Annotated in this window: 12 protein-coding genes; 5 read left to right on the top strand and 7 right to left on the bottom strand. The window is 41.0% G+C overall.

From position 1 onward, the window contains the following. Positions 1 to 37: 37 nt before the first annotated feature. Positions 38 to 940 (bottom strand): coiled-coil domain-containing protein, encoded by a 903-nt coding sequence (locus G0Q07_RS03065; RefSeq protein WP_163344703.1) that lies wholly within the window; start codon positions 938 to 940, stop codon positions 38 to 40. Positions 941 to 1130: 190 nt separating this feature from the next. On the opposite strand from G0Q07_RS03065, the gene G0Q07_RS03060 reads away from it, so the two are divergent. Further along, positions 1131 to 3464, top strand: a complete 2334-nt coding sequence (locus G0Q07_RS03060; RefSeq protein WP_163344702.1) for a TonB-dependent receptor — start codon at positions 1131 to 1133, stop codon at positions 3462 to 3464. 68 nt (positions 3465 to 3532) lie between these two features. On the opposite strand, the gene G0Q07_RS03055 is transcribed toward G0Q07_RS03060, so the two are convergent. Together G0Q07_RS03055 and G0Q07_RS03050 are read right to left on the bottom strand one after the other, a co-directional pair. Further along, a complete protein-coding gene (locus G0Q07_RS03055; protein WP_163344701.1) occupies positions 3533 to 5899 on the bottom strand; it encodes a TonB-dependent receptor in 2367 nt (788 codons plus the stop codon). 165 nt (positions 5900 to 6064) lie between these two features. Then, positions 6065 to 6418: a hypothetical protein gene (locus G0Q07_RS03050; RefSeq protein WP_163344700.1), complete on the bottom strand. Its 354-nt coding sequence runs from the start codon at positions 6416 to 6418 to the stop codon at positions 6065 to 6067. 80 nt (positions 6419 to 6498) lie between these two features. On the opposite strand from G0Q07_RS03050, the gene G0Q07_RS03045 reads away from it, so the two are divergent. Further along, positions 6499 to 6882, top strand: coding sequence for a DUF3859 domain-containing protein (locus G0Q07_RS03045; RefSeq protein ID WP_163344699.1), 384 nt, complete (start codon positions 6499 to 6501; stop codon positions 6880 to 6882). A gap of 5 nt (positions 6883 to 6887) precedes the next feature. On the opposite strand, the gene G0Q07_RS03040 is transcribed toward G0Q07_RS03045, so the two are convergent. Continuing rightward, a complete protein-coding gene (locus tag G0Q07_RS03040; RefSeq protein ID WP_163344698.1) occupies positions 6888 to 7184 on the bottom strand; it encodes a hypothetical protein in 297 nt (98 codons plus the stop codon). A gap of 60 nt (positions 7185 to 7244) precedes the next feature. After that, the gene (locus G0Q07_RS03035; protein ID WP_163344697.1) at positions 7245 to 9194 is read right to left on the bottom strand and encodes an Ig-like domain-containing protein; all 1950 of its coding nucleotides are present in this window, start codon (positions 9192 to 9194) and stop codon (positions 7245 to 7247) included. Between the two features lie 219 nt (positions 9195 to 9413). Here G0Q07_RS03035 and rnr point away from each other — a divergent pair, with 219 nt between their 5' ends. From rnr to G0Q07_RS03020, 3 genes are all read left to right on the top strand, one after another. Next, a complete protein-coding gene (gene rnr, locus G0Q07_RS03030; RefSeq protein ID WP_163344696.1) occupies positions 9414 to 11576 on the top strand; it encodes a ribonuclease R in 2163 nt (720 codons plus the stop codon). Between the two features lie 159 nt (positions 11577 to 11735). Beyond that, positions 11736 to 12338, top strand: coding sequence for a TetR/AcrR family transcriptional regulator (locus G0Q07_RS03025; RefSeq protein ID WP_163344695.1), 603 nt, complete (start codon positions 11736 to 11738; stop codon positions 12336 to 12338). A gap of 333 nt (positions 12339 to 12671) precedes the next feature. Next, positions 12672 to 14174 (top strand): glycoside hydrolase family 10 protein, encoded by a 1503-nt coding sequence (locus G0Q07_RS03020; protein WP_163344694.1) that lies wholly within the window; start codon positions 12672 to 12674, stop codon positions 14172 to 14174. Here G0Q07_RS03020 and G0Q07_RS03015 read toward each other — a convergent pair. Further along, positions 14164 to 14919: an SOS response-associated peptidase gene (locus G0Q07_RS03015; protein ID WP_163344693.1), complete on the bottom strand. Its 756-nt coding sequence runs from the start codon at positions 14917 to 14919 to the stop codon at positions 14164 to 14166. The two genes, G0Q07_RS03020 and G0Q07_RS03015, sit on opposite strands and share 11 nt — an antisense overlap. A 745-nt stretch (positions 14920 to 15664) precedes the next feature. Continuing rightward, positions 15665 to 16726 carry an NAD-dependent epimerase/dehydratase family protein gene (locus tag G0Q07_RS03010; protein ID WP_163344692.1) on the bottom strand — a complete coding sequence of 354 codons (1062 nt, stop codon included), beginning with the start codon at positions 16724 to 16726 and terminating at the stop codon, positions 15665 to 15667. Between the last annotated feature and the right edge of the window lie 3 nt (positions 16727 to 16729).

Here is a 16729-nt window from a genome sequence, read left to right as displayed (position 1 = left end):
GGTCACGCTGGTCGTACGAAAAGTAAAGTCTGACAATTTACTGAATCTCAAATGTTGTTTCGCCAATTTCATTTCCATCGGCAAACAAATTGATGGTGTAGGTTCCCGGCATCATTTCGGGCTCGTTGGTATTGTCCCAGAAAATGGCCACGGGCAAATCCTGACCTTCGTAAACCACCTCGCGCATGGCAGAGTATTGTATTTTCAAATCTTCAAACTGAAATACATCGTTTTCCGATTTCACCATTAACAGCTGATCAGGGCGCATAATTCGTACATATATTTTTTTAGGACCACGATCGGCAGTCGTATTCTGTCCCAATACAAAATAAATGCGAACTTTTGCCGTACGTCGAGCAAACTTTGTCTCCTTACTACGGGTATTTAACGGCTCTGCCACCAACTGGCGCGTCTCAAGCATAGCTGCACGTTTTAGGTTTTGCTGCAACTGTTGTTTCTCTTTGCTCAGTTGTTCGTTTTGTTGTTCAACTTGCTTGTATTGTTGTTTTACCTCGCGGTTTTCGTCCATCAGCTGCTCGTTGCGGCGATTCAGCGAATCGATCTGAACCACAAAATCACGCATAATACCGCGTAAAGTAGTTACTTGCTGTTGGTAGTTCGATATTTTAGAATAGCTCACTTTTTTTGTTTGCTCCACTTCTATCAAAAGGTCTTTTACCTTAGCCTGCGCCATAAAAAGCTGCTCACTTATGGTATCGTTTTCTGTTTCTAACGAATCATAACTGGAAGCAATTTCGGTTAATTGAAACTGAATGGAGTCCTTTTCGGCCTTTATTTCGTCAACCATCACTTTGTGATCGCGTCGTTGCAAAAAGAACAACACCAACACAACTGCCAATACCACAGCAAGAACAATAACAATTATATTGTTTCTCTTGTCTTTCGAATCTTTCTGCATCGAATCAATCTGGCTACTCATTAACTTTAAATTTTTAGTTCTGCCGTTAAACGAAACAAAAATAGTAATCTTTTATCCGGTGGCAAATTCGTGCAATAAATCAATGTCTTTTATTGAATTTTAAGGGTTCTCATAAAAATTTGTTGAGATTGGATAGTAACGCGAACACGATCGTATTTTTTTTGTTTAGAAAGTCTAAAGATTGATTATAATGATTAAAACGATATTATCTCTTACTCTGATTTTAATTTTGATTTCACCTCAACTTTTTGCCCAGGACGAACATTCCGATGCCGTAATTATCGGGCACGTTGTATCAGAAGGCAAACATATTCCATTTGTGAACATTTACCTTGATGGAACCAACTACGGAACCACCACCGATGTTACCGGGCACTACATGATGGTTGACCTTCCGGTTGGAGAGTTTACCATTGTTGCCAAAATGATTGGTTACAAGGAAAGCAAAAAACAAGTAGTTTTAAAAGCCGGCGAAACGGTTGAGGTTAAATTTGACCTGGAAGAAGACGTAATTCACATGGACGAAGTGGTGATTACCGGCACCAAAACATTTAAACGGCAAACAGAAAGTGCTGTGATTGTGAATGTGCTGGATGCAAAAACAATAGAAAAAGTAGCGGCACAAACCATTTCTGAATCGTTGAGTTTTCAACCCGGATTACGCATGGAAACCGACTGCCAAACCTGTAATTACACCCAGTTACGGATGAATGGCTTGGGCGGCGCCTACAGCCAGATATTAATTAACGGTCGTTCTGTTTTTAGCCCACTAACCGGATTGTATGGGCTGGAACAATTACCAACTGAAATGGTGGAACGTATTGAAGTTGTTCGTGGAGGAGCATCTGCACTTTACGGATCGAGTGCCATTGGCGGAACGGTAAATATTATTACCAAGTTGCCGCAACGAAATTCGTACCAAGTTACCTCGAACAATTCAATTATTGGAAGCGACGCTCTCGACTACAACGTAAGTGCTACACTAACCGCTTTATCACAAAAGCGCAATGCCGGAATGTCGATGTATGCTTTTCACCGGGACCGCGATGCTTTTGATGCCAACGGCGATAATTTCTCGGAATTGCCGGAAATAAAAAATAACTCGTTTGGCATTAATTCTTTCTTTCAGATTGATGAAGACCAGAAAATTGAAGCCAGTTTCTCAAGCACATACGAGTACCGCTACGGTGGCGAAATGGTTGACGGGGCGGCTTATCAGGCCAAACAATCGGAAGAACGAACGCACAATGTACTAATGGGCGGAATTGATTACACTTACAGCCCAACAATGCGCACCAGTTTTGTTGTTTATTCTGCCGGACAGTACACACAACGCGATCATTTTACGGGAATTGCGCCCGATGGCGGACAAGAACTTCAGGACTACAATAACGATCCTCCATACGGCGATTCTAAAAATTCCACCTACCAGATTGGTGCACAGTTAAACCACGCCATTAACGATTTTGTGGGAGCCGGAACCAACATATTAACCTTTGGTACCGAGTTTATTTACGACGATGTTTTTGATGAAATTACAGCTTACGATTATTTGATCGATCAACAAACGAAAAACTTTGGTGCTTTTATTCAAAGCGACTGGTCGATTACCCAGAAAACAACTTTGCTGGCCGGAGTGCGTGCCGATAAACACAATTTTGTTGACAAACTGATTTTGAATCCGCGGATTTCACTGCTGCTGAAACCCGATTCGTATACCCAATTGCGCCTGTCGTGGTCAACCGGATTTCGTGCTCCGCAAGCCTTTGATGCCGATATGCACATTGCTTTTGCCGGTGGAGGAATTCAAACCATTGAACTGACCGACGATCTGGAAGAAGAACATTCGCAAAGTTTAAGTGCCTCGTTAAACTGGGATAAACCCACCGAAAAACACATTATAGGATTTACGTTGGAAGGTTTTTATACCCAGCTTAAAGATGCTTTCATTCTGGAAGAAGTTGGAACTGATGATGCCGGAAATTCATTGATGGAAAAACGCAACGGCGGAAAAAGCCAGGTTTACGGAGCTACTTTAGAAGCGCGTGCAAACTTTGACCGAAAACTACAGATTGAAGGTGGAATAACTGTTCAGAGCAGCGAGTATGACAATGCCATTGCATGGTCGGAAGAATTGCCGGGTGAGAAAAAGTACTTGCGCACCCCGGAAACGTATGGCTACTACACACTCACCTGGACTCCAACAAACAGATTCAGCGCCTCCCTTTCAGGTGTTTACACTGGAACAATGCTGGTGCCTCATTACGGTTTGGCCGGAGATGTGGGAACAATCGACCAGGATGTTCTTTTTGATTCGCCAACGTTTATGGAAACCAATATAAAAGTTGGTTATACTTTCAAGTTAAACAGGATCGACTCATCAATTGAATTATTTGGTGGAGTGAGTAACCTTTTCGATAATTACCAGGATGATTTCGACAAAGGTAAAAACCGCGATAGTGGCTATGTTTACGGTCCGGCAAAACCCCGGTCAGTTTTCTTTGGTGTTAAACTATTTAACTAAAATACATAAAAAAGGCTGCCCTATTTATTCGCCGGACAGCCTTACTACTTCTATTGTTCAATCATCTGCTATAATGTTCCGATCTTAATTCCGAAATAGATTGTGCGTGGAGAAAGCGGCCCATACACATACGAAGGATCGCGATCAATTCCATAATCAAAATCCTCCTGGTAGCTGTTAAAGATATTTTTTACACCACCGCTCAACTCCACTTTCATCTGATCTGACAAGCGAAAATGATAACAGAGTTTCACCCCTGTATCAAAAAACGAATCGCTTTCCCGTAATTCGCCGGTTTCAGGATTTGCTATTTCAGGCCCGAAATACGGCACCAGCATTTTACCCGTGTAGTTGCCGGTTAGTGCAATATCAAATACGGGTGTTGGACTAATATTTGCACTCAAATATCCGTAAGTATTTGGCGTTCTGAAAAAGCGTTTTTCGCCAAATTCCTGCGGCGCTTCAAACTCACTTTTCTGAACAGTAAATCCCGACTGCAGCTGAAATTTTTGCGATGGAGAAGCGTTGAACTCCATATTAATTCCCTGCACGCGGGCACCGTCTTCGGCATTTACACGGGTATAAACTACTGTTCCGTTTTCGTCGGGCGTACCATATTCATTTGCAAACGGGTCGATTAACTGGGTATAAAATCCTTCAACCAACAACTGGTATTGCCAATCGCCAAAATGATTGGAATAATCAAGCGATGTCGTAAAACTGTTTGATGATTCCTGTTTCAAATCCGGATCGTTCTCGTGAAGGACCTTTCTCGATCCAGAGGTTTCAATGTGAAGATCTTCGTCAAAAATCTGCGGTGCCCTAAATCCACGGCCAAAACTACTTCTAAACTGTAAGTGTTCGGCAATATTATACAGCAAACTCACCCGCGGACTTAATACATTGCCACTCACATCGTCGCTGTTTTCAATTTTTTCCTCAATGTTGTAATGATCGTAGCGTAAACCGGCACTAAAAACCACTTTTTCGGTTTTCCACTCCGATTGCAGAAAAGCGCCATAAGTAGTCATTCCCTGGTCGGCAATTTGTGTATTCCCATAATGAATATCATCCGCAGCATCGTAATAACCAAGTTTTTCATCTTTCAGCGAACTGCCATTTGTTTCAATTCCGGAAGTAAGTGTTGCCGGAGAAAACAGCAGGTAGTCGATGTTTCGGATATATTGCAAACCTGCCGCATAAGTTAAATCCTCAGTGTGCCCATAGGCCGAAGGATCTTGCTCAGCGCCGTAATACGAATCGCGGTCAACTCCCTGCATAGAAACAAATGCGGAGAATTTATCACTTTCGCGAAGCAACAAATCAAAATTTACAGCTCCCGAGTTTATCTGGTGCTCAACACTTTCGGAAATATCAGACTCATGCAATGGGAGCTCGAATTTATTTCCTCCGCGGCGGTCTTCATTTATATTAAAATAATCGACCGTAATTTTTCCACGGCTCGCTACACGCTGATAAAAACGTGCTCCAATTGTGGTATTATTGATGCTTGCCAACTCCGAAAACCCATCGCCATTGGCATCAAAAGGGTCGCGTTTTCGGTGGAATCCAAAAATGCTCATTCCTGTTTTATAATCGTCGGTTACAAACGAGCCATTAATGTTTATGTTGTAATCGCTGGCGGCATCGTAATTGCTTCCGGCTCCAACAAAACTATTGTTTGTTGAGGTTTCAAAACTATTAGTTACTGGGTCTTTTGTAATCAGGTTAATGGTTCCGGCAATGGCATTACTTCCGTACATCGACGATCCGCCACCACGAATTACCTCCACCCGCTCGATCATATTTGCGGGAATCAACTCGAGGCCATAAACACCCGCCAGCCCACTAAAAACGGGGCGCGAGTTAATTAGAATTTGAGAATACGGCCCTTCCAGTCCGTTCATTCGCACCTGCGAAAAACCACAGTTCTGGCAGTTGTTCTCCATGCGCAATCCGGGCGAGAAATTCAAACCTTCGCTTAATGTAACACTCTGAACGCGATCGAATAATTTCGGATTTATACTGTTTACAATTGTTGGCGTTTCTTTTCGGCTTTTTGCATTCCGATCGGCAGAAACAACAACTTGTTCAATACCAATATTGTCCGGTTCGAGTTCGGCCAGAATGGTAACACTTTTTTTGGCTTCCATCTGCACTTGCTTTTCAATTGTTTGGTAGCCAATTGCCGATATTACAACCACCTGTTTTCCAAGCGGCAAGTGCGCCATTTTAAAATGCCCGGTTGCATCGGCTGCCGTACCAATGGTAGTTCCTTTAATGGTTACCGTTGCAAACGGAATATGTTCTTCGCCCGATTTTACATCGCCAAAAAGCATAGCATCGGTATTGTTTTTTTTGTCGTCGTCAGGTCCTTCTGCCCAAGCGAACGTACATGAAATAAATAGCAATAAAATTGCATATATGGGTTTCATAATCTGTGTAATATGTTGTTTTCAAACTACTAAATCTGTCATTTTTTGAATAGCGGAATACACCGCTTTAGCCATCGATAAAACACGGATTAAATGGAAGACAATCCACTTAAACACAGACGGCTAAGTGGTTGCAATTCTGCAACGCTAATAAGTATTTGAAAACTAGACAGGAGGCGCCCGGGGAATGGTATGACGAGAAACAGGAATTGTTACTTCCTGCTCGTTGTAAACAACGTAATCGATATGAACAACAGGCACTTCAAAATTGAAAGCGGTAAGTCCCGGAGTTTCATAAAGATCGGAATGCAGCGAGGAATACAGATTAATTTCCCGTTGCGAATGATTATGGTCGTTTATGGGGCCTTCCGTATCCGATGTAGGATGCGAGTGAGCAACAACAATACCGTTTGCATAAACATGAGTATGTTTATTTTGTATTGACGTTTGAACGATGTACAAATACACCGGAAGAATTAATACAAACAGTAAATTGGTATGTTTTCTAATTAAACTCACTAAAACGATTAAAGGAAGCAAAGTTAAGAACCTTTCTAAATAAGTTTATAACAATTATTACTTTTGTGTTTTATTTAACAATGGCAAAACGGCGACCGACATTTAAAATCTACAGCTACGGAGAGTACTCAAAATGGGATAGGGAGAGTAGAGACATCCCTAAAATTTTGGATTTTACAACAGAAATTAAAGCTGAAATAGGAACCGAGTTTGGCTACGTGCTACACATTAAAAACGGCAAGGGCGAGAAGGTTGATTTTAAAATTGATCATCCGCCGTTTAAAGACGACAATGGAAATTTAAGACCTCCGTTCACGGGCGAACAGTTTATCCGTACCAATGATTTTGAATTTTATTTGGGCGACTGCATTTGGGAACCGCTTGAAGACAAGTTGGGAAAATGGGAGCTAACCACTTGGTATAAAGGCAAAGTGGTTGCTCACAAAATATTTACGCTGATGTAATTTTTTTACTTGGCTACTTTTTTTACCTCGGCAGACAATCTTTCCAATGCAGCATCGGCAGCTGCTAACATATCCTGAACTACTTTTTTGTAATACTGTTTTACCAGTTTTGGGTTATCTTTTCCATCAGGATGAATAGTACGCAAACGCAATTCGCGATGTTTCTTTACAATATCGCCGGCAATTTCGTATACCGCTTTTTCATCAATATTACTGTTGTATTCCAACACGTAAAAACAATCGCTTAAAGCCATTGACATTACTAAATCAATGTCCTTTTTCAGGTCTCTTACACTTGCCATAATTTTATATATAAAGTTTATTAAAGGTAGAAAATTTAATCAAAATTTCAGCCGCCAGGCTTATCTCCGCTGAAAACCACCTGATCCACTTGATCCTGGTCTGAGCATGCTATTATTTCGCTGCTCTTCCTCTTCTTTTTGCTGTTTCTCCAGTGCTTCTTTGCGCTTCCGTTCTTCTTCTTCTATATCGCGAATATTTTTACTGAACATCGGATCGGGCGTTAAATCCCAGCTATGGCTCTCGCTCCAGTTCGAACGTAGTTTTATTACCTCCTGCACGTAAGCTACGCGCTCGGGTTGTATTTTGTCCTGGAAACTCCCGGCGTCCCATTTGCCGTTTCCATTGGCATCGTAAATAACTTTTACTTTGTATTTTTCGGGCGCCAGATATTCAAACAATACCGTGCCGTTTTCTGCAAAGGTTTTTTGCCGCAGCACCTCTTCATCGTCGTTATTCTTCAAAATTTGTACGACCATAGGCATGGTAACATTCGTAAAATTGAATTCCAGGCTGCCGTAATAATCCTCTTCGCGCGTTTTAAAACCTTTAGAATAGGCCTTGCTGGTTATTCCATAAATATTTACAGATGCTGCCGAATCAATTTCAAGAGTATATCCGGTTATCGGTTCCCAGTCGTAACGTATTGAATAACTCCGGTATTGTGATGCGTCTTCTTGCACAGTTACCGGCAATGGAGTTTTTAGGGTATCCTCTGTTAAATACATCCTAACCATCGAAGTATTGAATGTATCAACAGGTTGGGGCGATACAAAGCGGATCATTCCATTCAGTTCCATGGTTGACGGAATATCAGTTTTCCAGGTAAACTGAGGTATTGGTTCCGGCTTCGGCTCTTCTTCTTCGTCTTCCCTGCCGCGTCTCCTGTTTTTCTTTTCTGGTTCTTCCTTCGGGTCGGCATAATGCATCAAAACTGTATCGTTTTTAATATAAGGCTGCCCCGCCGAATCCAGCTGCGTGTAGGCTAATTGCATATAAAGTGAATCGTACCTGGAAACCATCGTGTCGGTGATCCACATCAATACCGAATCTTTTTTCGTGCCATATTCAAATAGTTGCCAATCTTCTGCCTCGTGATTGATGAGGTTTACCGAAAAAGTATCGGCAATTGATTCGTTAAACAGAAATAAAAACTTATTCCGGCTCTCACGTTCGGTTGATTCTACATACTGTTCAAAAATATCTTCCATTAAATAGCGCATGTAAAATGGCTCGGGAGAAAAATGTGTATGCCCCATAACCAACATCGAATCAACGCCACTAACCATTGTATCGGCCTCGGCATGAAAGTGTGCTTCAGGGATCACTAATGTATCCAGAAAAGCGATTTCTTCTGCTCCTTCGTTATACATCAGGTCGTTGTTCATGTCGTTAATCGCAAATAATTTATAGGTTCCTGAAGCAATATTATCAATCATAAACAAACCTTCCTCATCAGTTTTTGCAATGTAATCGGGACGTACCCTGAACACAGCCGAGTCGTGCAGATTTGAGTGCAAAACCAACAATGAACCCTCTTCATTTGGTTCAAGATTAAATGCGTTTATCACACGCCCGGCCACTCGCAACGAGTCGTATTCAGGACCGGTACTAAACGAAAAACGCAGGTTTTCTAAGGGATTTTTTTCGTTGTTATCCACAATCGAATTTTTAAAATCGAGCGAATAAGTCACACTGTCTTTTAAATCCTCGTTAAACTCAATAATCAGCGTTTTTGATTTGGTTTTTATAATCGGACGTTTCTCCAGTGGTGGAGAAATTACCAACTCCTCCGAGATTTTATCCGTCTGCAAATATTCGTTGAATGTAAATCTGATAGCGTCTTTATTAAAATTCAATGCGCGGTATTCCGGACTGGTTTCCAGCAAAACCGGTGGTACGGAATCTCGCGGTCCTCCTGCCGGCATCCCAATGTTGGCACAGGAAGAAATAATGACAATCCAGGCCAGCATTGCAATAATTAAAAACGGTAGTTTCCCCTTTAACTTCATATATTTAAAATGTCTGTTTTCAAGGTATTCACAGGCATTATCGCGAACCCTTAAAATGGTCTACAAACATACAAATTCTTGTAAATATTGGAGGTGCCCAGTTGTTAAATATTCCGAAATATATAAATAGCAGTTTTCATATTGTTCGCAACTTCCACATTTATTATTGAAACTTATTTTAGAATTATTTTAACTTGCTAGTGATAATAAAAAAACAAAATGGGAAGAAAGAAAAAGAATAAACTGCGCAAAAAGAAAAGCAGCGGCACTTACAACAAGAAAAAGCTTAAAAATGCAATACTTTCAACACTTTACGAAAACCCCGGCAACACAGTTAATTACCGCAAACTAGCAGGGTCATTAAGTATCAAAGATCCGGAGACACGTAAACTAATTAACGTTGTACTTCAGGAGCTTGCCGACGATGATTACCTCGATCAGATATCGCGCGGAAAATTTAAACTGAAAGCGCGCACCGGAAAAGTAACGGGTATTATTGAAATGCAACCACAGGGTTTTGCTTACGTTGTCAGCGACGAACTGGAGCAGCCGGTTGTTATCTCATCGCGCAACCAGAAACATGCTATGGAAGGTGACAAGGTGCGAATTCATGTGTATGCACGCCGCAAAAAGCACGATTTGGAAGGGGAAGTAACCGAGATTTTGGAACGGGCAAAAACAATATTTGTGGGAAAGGTGCAAACTACCAAGAATTTTGCATTTTTGGTTCCGTCCGGGAAAGTTGGTTTCGATATTTTTATTCCGAAAGAAAAACTAAACGGTGCAAAAGACGGGCAAAAAGCCATTGCCGAAATTAATGACTGGCCGGCAAATGCACGCAGTCCGTTTGGAGAAATTAAAGAAGTGCTTGGCGACACTGGCGATAACGATGCCGAAATGCACGCTATTCTGGCCGAGTTTGAACTGCCGCATAAATTCCCGAAAAACGTAGATAAAGCAGCCGAAAAAATTCCGCTGGAGATACCAAAAGAAGAAATTAAAAAGCGGCGTGATATGCGCAAAACCACCACATTTACTATCGACCCGGCTGATGCAAAAGATTTTGATGATGCACTTTCGCTAAAAAAACTGAGTAACGGAAACTGGGAGGTTGGTGTTCACATTGCCGATGTTACGCATTATGTGCGCCCAAATACTATTATTGAGGACGAGGCGCAGGACCGTGCAACTTCTGTTTATCTGGTCGACCGGGTTGTTCCGATGCTCCCCGAGCGGCTGTCGAATGGTGTTTGTTCGCTTCGGCCAAACGAAGATAAATTGTGTTTCTCGGCTGTTTTTGAACTTACTGAGAACGCAAAAATAAAAAAGCAGTGGTTTGGCAAAACAGCCATTCATTCCGACCGACGCTTTACGTACGAAGAAGCACAGGAAATTATTGAAACCGGCAAAGGTGATTTTTCTGAAGCAGTGTTAAAACTCAATGAGCTGGCCATAAAATTGCGCGATCAACGTTTTAATAGCGGGTCAATCGCTTTTGAACGCGTTGAAATGAAATTTGACATTGACGAAGCCGGCAAACCGGTTTCTGTTTCGTTTAAAGAATCGAAAGAATCGAACCACCTGATTGAGGAATTTATGTTGCTAGCCAACAAAAAAGTGGCCGAGTTTATTGGAAAAGTTCCGGAGAAAAAAACTCCGAAAACCTTTGTTTACCGTATTCACGACAAACCCGACCCCGACAAGCTTTCCTCATTCAACACCTTTATCAAGCGCTTTGGTCACGGTATTCAGCTCACAACACCGCGCGCCATTTCAACTTCGCTTAACAAATTACTAACCGAAGTAAAAGGCAAAAATGAACAGAATGTTGTAGAAACACTGGCAATCCGAACAATGGCGAAAGCCGCGTATTCAACCCGCAATATTGGGCATTACGGTTTGTCGTTTGATTATTATACTCACTTTACCTCACCCATCAGGCGCTATCCCGATATGATGGTGCATCGCCTGCTGGAAAAATATTTAGACGGAGCGCGTTCGGTTAACGAACAAAAATACGAGGGACTGTGCAAGCACTCGTCTGAAATGGAAGCCAAAGCAGCCAAAGCCGAGCGGTCATCTATAAAATACAAACAGGTTGAATTTATGCAGGATCATATCGGTAAAACGTACCCGGGAACCATTTCGGGAGTAACCGACTGGGGAATTTATGTTGAGCTTGAAAACAAAATTGAAGGCATGATACCAATTGCCCAAATGGATGATGATTTCTATATTTTCGATGAAAAAAATTATGCCCTCGTGGGGCGCCATTCACAAAAAAGTTTTCAGCTTGGCGAAAAGATAAATGTTCGGGTATGGCGCACCAATCTTGAAAGAAAACAACTTGACTTTAGGCTTGCAGAACAAGAGAAAGGGTAGCTATTCGAATATCAGCGTAACAAATTTCAACCCGTGGCAGGGCATTCAAACAATGGGAATTATTGTCGTCTGTGAGAGTAAAATATTCTAAAAAATAATATCGGCTGAAATAAATAGTTATATTTGGCCAAGTTTTAACATATACAAACGTTTTAATTCATGCAATATTCAACGGAAACTGCGAATAAAAAGGATGTAAACAGGGAAAATATCCTAAAGATTGCTCGTGAAATTTTCAGCAAATACGGCTACAAAAAAACCACTCTCGACGACATTGCCAATGCAGTACGCAAAGGGAAAAGCTCGCTTTACTACTATTTTAAGAGTAAAGAAGACCTCTTTCAGGCTGTTATTATGAAAGAGGTAGATATTTTGGCATACGAGCTTGAGATAGTGATAAACAGGAACACCGATCCGGTGGACAAATTGCGCGATTACATCTTAACAAAAATGGCCACATTCCGCAATTTGGCCAATTTCTATCATGCCATTGAAAACGACGTTACTGCCGTTGGATTTATCGATGAGGTAAAATTAAAATACGAACAAGACGAGATCCGAATGATTAAAAGGATACTGATTGAAGGAGTTCGGAAAAATGAATTTGAAATTTACGATTTTAACCTGGCAGCCATTGGCATTACTACAGCTATAAAAGGACTGGAAATGCCTCTTGCAGCAGGGAACTACAGCAATGTAAATCTTGAACGAAGCGTTGATATTATTCTAAAGATTATGTGCTACGGAATAATGAAAAGGTAGTTCTCAATCAAAAAAAATTATATAGGCTGTTGGAGGAATCCGGCAGCCTTTTTTACTGCCATTTTTTGGAACAAAACTTTCAGATTTATAAAAAAGAAAAGGCTGCCCTTCTGACAGCCTTTTTAACCTAAACCAACTAAACCTAATAAACCACAAACTTGTCAGAATGACAAGTCTGGTGTTTGTCTTAAATATCGTTTACTTTTTTACTTCGTATATCTGCCACAAAGATATCAATTTTTTTTAGTTGAAAGACTCACACAGTAAATTCTACCCTTTTCGTTTCCTACAAGATAACATTCTCTTATTTTTGTGCGTAACAATGTTCACATTATGAAAAAACTATTTTCTCTTCTCGCTGCATGCCTGTTTTTTTCACTCGTTGCTCTATCGCAACCTAAGTACGAATTCAGAGCTGTTTGGGTGGCTACTGTTGTTAATATCGACTGGCCATCGAAACCCGGGTTAAGCACCTATGCACAACAACGTGAAATAATCGATATTTTAAATTTACATGAAAGTTTGGGCATGAATGCCATAATTTTGCAGGTACGCCCAGCTGCCGATGCTTTTTACCAGTCAGATCTGGAGCCATGGTCGCGTTACCTTACCGGAGTTCAGGGGCAAGCCCCGCTGCCTTTTTACGATCCCCTGGAGTTTTGGATTGAGGAATGCCACAAACGCGGAATGGAACTACACGCCTGGCTAAATCCCTACCGGGTTGCACAAAAACTTGACGACCCGCTTGCGATCAACCATATTGCATTTCAACACCCCGATTGGATTTTAAAATATGGTAACCGCTTATATTTTGATCCGGGACTGCCACAGGCTCGCGAATTTGTTACAAGCGTGGTTCAGGACATTGTAAAACGTTACGATGTTGATGCCATTCATTTCGATGATTATTTCTATCCTTATCCGTTAAAAGAGGAATTTCCGGATTCCACCTCGTTCAAATATTACAGCCGGGGATTTGCGAACAAAAACAAAGCCGACTGGCGCCGTGAAAACGTGGACATAACGATAAAAATGCTGAACGATTCGATAAAGGCGACCAAACCGTGGGTAAAATTTGGCATTAGCCCATTTGGTGTGTGGCGAAATAAAACCGACGACCCTCTGGGTTCCGACACAAAAGCAGGAGCGACAAATTATGACCACCTTTATGCCAACATTATAAAATGGCAGAAGGAAGGCTGGATCGACTACACACTGCCTCAACTATACTGGCAAATCGGGCACCCGGCTGTCGATTTTCAGCTGCTAGCCAACTGGTGGAAAGACCATTCATACGGGCGTGCCATGTACATTGGGCAAGCACCATACAAAGTCAGTCGCACTTCGCAAACCAAAGAATGGACCGAACCCGATCAGCTTACCAAACAAATACAAATTCTCCGATCGATTCCCGAAATTCAAGGCTCGTCGTTTTACAGCAGTAAATGGTTTAATGGTGATTTGTTGGGATTACAAGACAGTTTGAAACTGGGTTATTACAAATCTCCGGCCATTGTTCCGCCAATGCCCTGGCTTGATAATCAAGCACCTCAGCCACTAGTAAAAATTAAAAAATGGGGTAGAAAGATAAAATGGACACCCGCAGAAGCTCAAAGCGAAATGGACAAAGCCTGGAGTTATGTGCTTTACCTGAATGAGGTTGGAGAAAAATTCGATCAGAATAACGCTAAATATGTTTACACTATTACGAAAGATCCGCAATTTAAATTTAACCGAATCAACCGAAAAAAGAAAAAATACGAATTGCGTATTTCGGTACTCGACCGCCTGAGCAACGAAAGCCGTTTATCTGTTCCAATAAAAATCAGGCTCTGAATTTAAGTTCGGAATAAATAAACTCTTCAATGGCTTGCGGCGAATTGCCCACTGCTTCTTTTCCTCGCAAACGCCTAACGGTGTGCGCTTTTAAAAGGCCATCGGTTGCAGGTAGAATCATTGCTTTCGCTTCTTCAGAAGTACCGTTTAGCCAGTTATCAGCCTTGTCTTCATTTAGGATTAATGGCATTCGTGCTTCTTTTAGTTTTGGATTGTTGTGGATCTTTTTCATTAGCGCGTTGGCTATGGTTGTAACAATTGTAAAGGAATTCACCATTTCACCCGTTTCCTTGTTTGTCCATTCATCCCACAAGCCACCCAGCACCATTGGCTCACCATCCACCCGCTGAATATAAAACGGATACTTTTTCCCTCCAAAATGATGGTGCTCGAAGAATCCATCGATATAAATGAGGCATCGTTTTGATTTGGCAGAAGTGCGAAACGAAGGTTTTTCAAAAATGGTTTCGCCCCGTGCATTAATCGTTTTATTCCAAATATCAAGTTGCTGTTGTTCGTTTTTTACCCAAAAAGGAATAAGCCCCCAGCTTGCAACTGCCGGTAATTCAAAATCCTCTCTGGTATAGATAAGCATTTTGGGATGCTGGAAACCCGAAACGTGAAAAAACTCCTCCTCCAGAAAAGGGCGGAACTGTTCGATCAGCATCTGAATAGCCTCTTCGTTGCCATAATGCCGTGCCCGTTTTAAGGCTGCTTCAACCTTGGTTTTAATATCGTAACACATACTTTTCGAAACATTATTTAGTCCTAAAAAGTTCTTTTAAATTTATAAAAACTAGCTGGAATCACCTCATTGAAATCCATAAAAAAAATCTGAAAACCAACAGTGAAACTACATCAAATTACGTTAAACAAAACATACTACGAACGAGGCTTTGTTAATTCCATTCTTTTCTTTGTTCGCCTTGCCAGCCGATATTAACATTTCATTGACTTGGACTTTTTATGATAATCAATAACTAAGAATTATTCTCATTAGCCTGTTTTCTGCCAATTTTTCATTGAATTATTTGGAAATTAATAAACAACAATATACTTTGGCCGTACAAACCCTTATTTTTTATCTTTTTGTTTTTATTATGGGCAGCTTTTTGTGGACGAAGAGTTGCCCATTTATGCCTTTTTGTAAGGTTACAGGGCTGAAAAAGAAATACAATACTACTTGTTGAAGAGTAGTGAACTATACCATTATATCATATTAAAAGTTTGGGAAGACTTTTAGTACAAGTTAGGGCATTCATTAGGAATGATAAAAAATTTGAGTTTTAGAAAGGCAGGGTTTCCTGCCTTTTCTTTTTTCTGCTAATTATTCTTTATGAATATCTGCTGTTCGTCATAATTAGTATTTAGCACGTCATGCTGAACTCGTTTTCAGCATCTTTCGTGTCTAATAATCAGCTGTTTGAGAATAAGACCCTGAAACAAGTTTAGGGGAACGTCTTGGTTGTGATTAATTGCGGACAGTCAATTTATTCTTTTCCTGAAAATGTTTTAGCTGTTTCAGACTTTTGACTCATATCCTCTTTCAAAAAACTGGCTGTTTTTTTTATTGATTCAGCAATAGGAAGATAGTTGTATTCGATCATTCGGGTAATTTTCGAACCGTCGAAATTGTTAACGATATTTCGTCCGGTTGCAGCTTCACGCGTTATTAACGACGGTTTTTGTGTAAACCAGCCGGCAAAAGTTGCAGCGCGCCACACAAAACCCATCAAAAAATCGTTGGCCCAAATGCCGGGCTTTGGTTTTTGCAGTGCTTCAGCAATTTGAGAAAACACTTGTTGGTAGCTTAAATTCTCAGCACTCAAAATATAGCGTTGATTTTTACATTTCCCGAAGTTTTCAGTTTCCATCAACATTATCATGGGACGTACAACATCAAAAACATCCACAAATCCAGTTACTCCTTTGGTATAAAATTTCATGCCATCCCATATGGTTTTGAAAATCTTTGCGCTTCCGCTTTCCCAATTGGCCGGGCCAAAAATAATCGACGGATTAACAATAATAGCATCCAGTCCTTCTTCAATACCTCGCCATATTTCGGCTTCAGAATAAAATTTGCTTTCTGAATACCCCGAATTCTTTTTTGATGGCACCCAATTGGTTTGTTCAGTAACCGAGGCGCCATTCTGTAATTTTCCCAACGCGGCAATGGAGCTTACATGACAAATCTTTTTTACACCATTCTCGATAGCGGCATTTACAAGATTGGCTGTTCCCTCCACATTATTTGAGATCATGCGTTGCCGCTCTTTGCTTTCAAAAGAAACAATGGCTGCACAATGGTAAATCTCTGTTACGCCATTCAATAATTTTTCGAGCGAATAATATTCCAGAATATCGCCATCCACCCAATCAATTGTATCAAATAACTGCTGAGCATGATCGGTGTAATACGCAAACGTTTTTAGAACCTGTGCCAAGTTGCTTGTTTCGCGTTTTAAAGCACGAACCTTTTTTTCCTTTTTACAAAGCTCAAACAACAAATGAGCTCCAACCAGCCCAGTACCTCCTGTTACAAAAATCATTGT

Origin of the sequence: Draconibacterium halophilum, from assembly GCF_010448835.1 — a bacterium.
Classification (GTDB): Bacteria; Bacteroidota; Bacteroidia; order Bacteroidales; family Prolixibacteraceae; genus Draconibacterium; species Draconibacterium halophilum.
The sequence above is the reverse complement of the archived record's forward strand: the minus strand, read 5'-3'. Positions and strand labels throughout refer to the sequence as shown.

Bases quoted from the DNA above. Each gene is read 5' to 3' on its own strand.
- G0Q07_RS03065 (WP_163344703.1), bottom strand. From the start codon at position 940: ATGAGTAGCCAGATTGATTCGATGCAGAAAGATTCGAAAGACAAGAGA.
- G0Q07_RS03060 (WP_163344702.1), top strand. From the start codon at position 1,131: ATGATTAAAACGATATTATCTCTTACTCTGATTTTAATTTTGATTTCA.
- G0Q07_RS03055 (WP_163344701.1), bottom strand. From the start codon at position 5,899: ATGAAACCCATATATGCAATTTTATTGCTATTTATTTCATGTACGTTC.
- G0Q07_RS03045 (WP_163344699.1), top strand. From the start codon at position 6,499: ATGGCAAAACGGCGACCGACATTTAAAATCTACAGCTACGGAGAGTAC.
- G0Q07_RS03040 (WP_163344698.1), bottom strand. From the start codon at position 7,184: ATGGCAAGTGTAAGAGACCTGAAAAAGGACATTGATTTAGTAATGTCA.
- G0Q07_RS03035 (WP_163344697.1), bottom strand. From the start codon at position 9,194: ATGAAGTTAAAGGGGAAACTACCGTTTTTAATTATTGCAATGCTGGCC.
- rnr (WP_163344696.1), top strand. From the start codon at position 9,414: ATGGGAAGAAAGAAAAAGAATAAACTGCGCAAAAAGAAAAGCAGCGGC.
- G0Q07_RS03025 (WP_163344695.1), top strand. From the start codon at position 11,736: ATGCAATATTCAACGGAAACTGCGAATAAAAAGGATGTAAACAGGGAA.
- G0Q07_RS03020 (WP_163344694.1), top strand. From the start codon at position 12,672: ATGAAAAAACTATTTTCTCTTCTCGCTGCATGCCTGTTTTTTTCACTC.
- G0Q07_RS03015 (WP_163344693.1), bottom strand. From the start codon at position 14,919: ATGTGTTACGATATTAAAACCAAGGTTGAAGCAGCCTTAAAACGGGCA.
- G0Q07_RS03010 (WP_163344692.1), bottom strand. From the start codon at position 16,726: ATGATTTTTGTAACAGGAGGTACTGGGCTGGTTGGAGCTCATTTGTTG.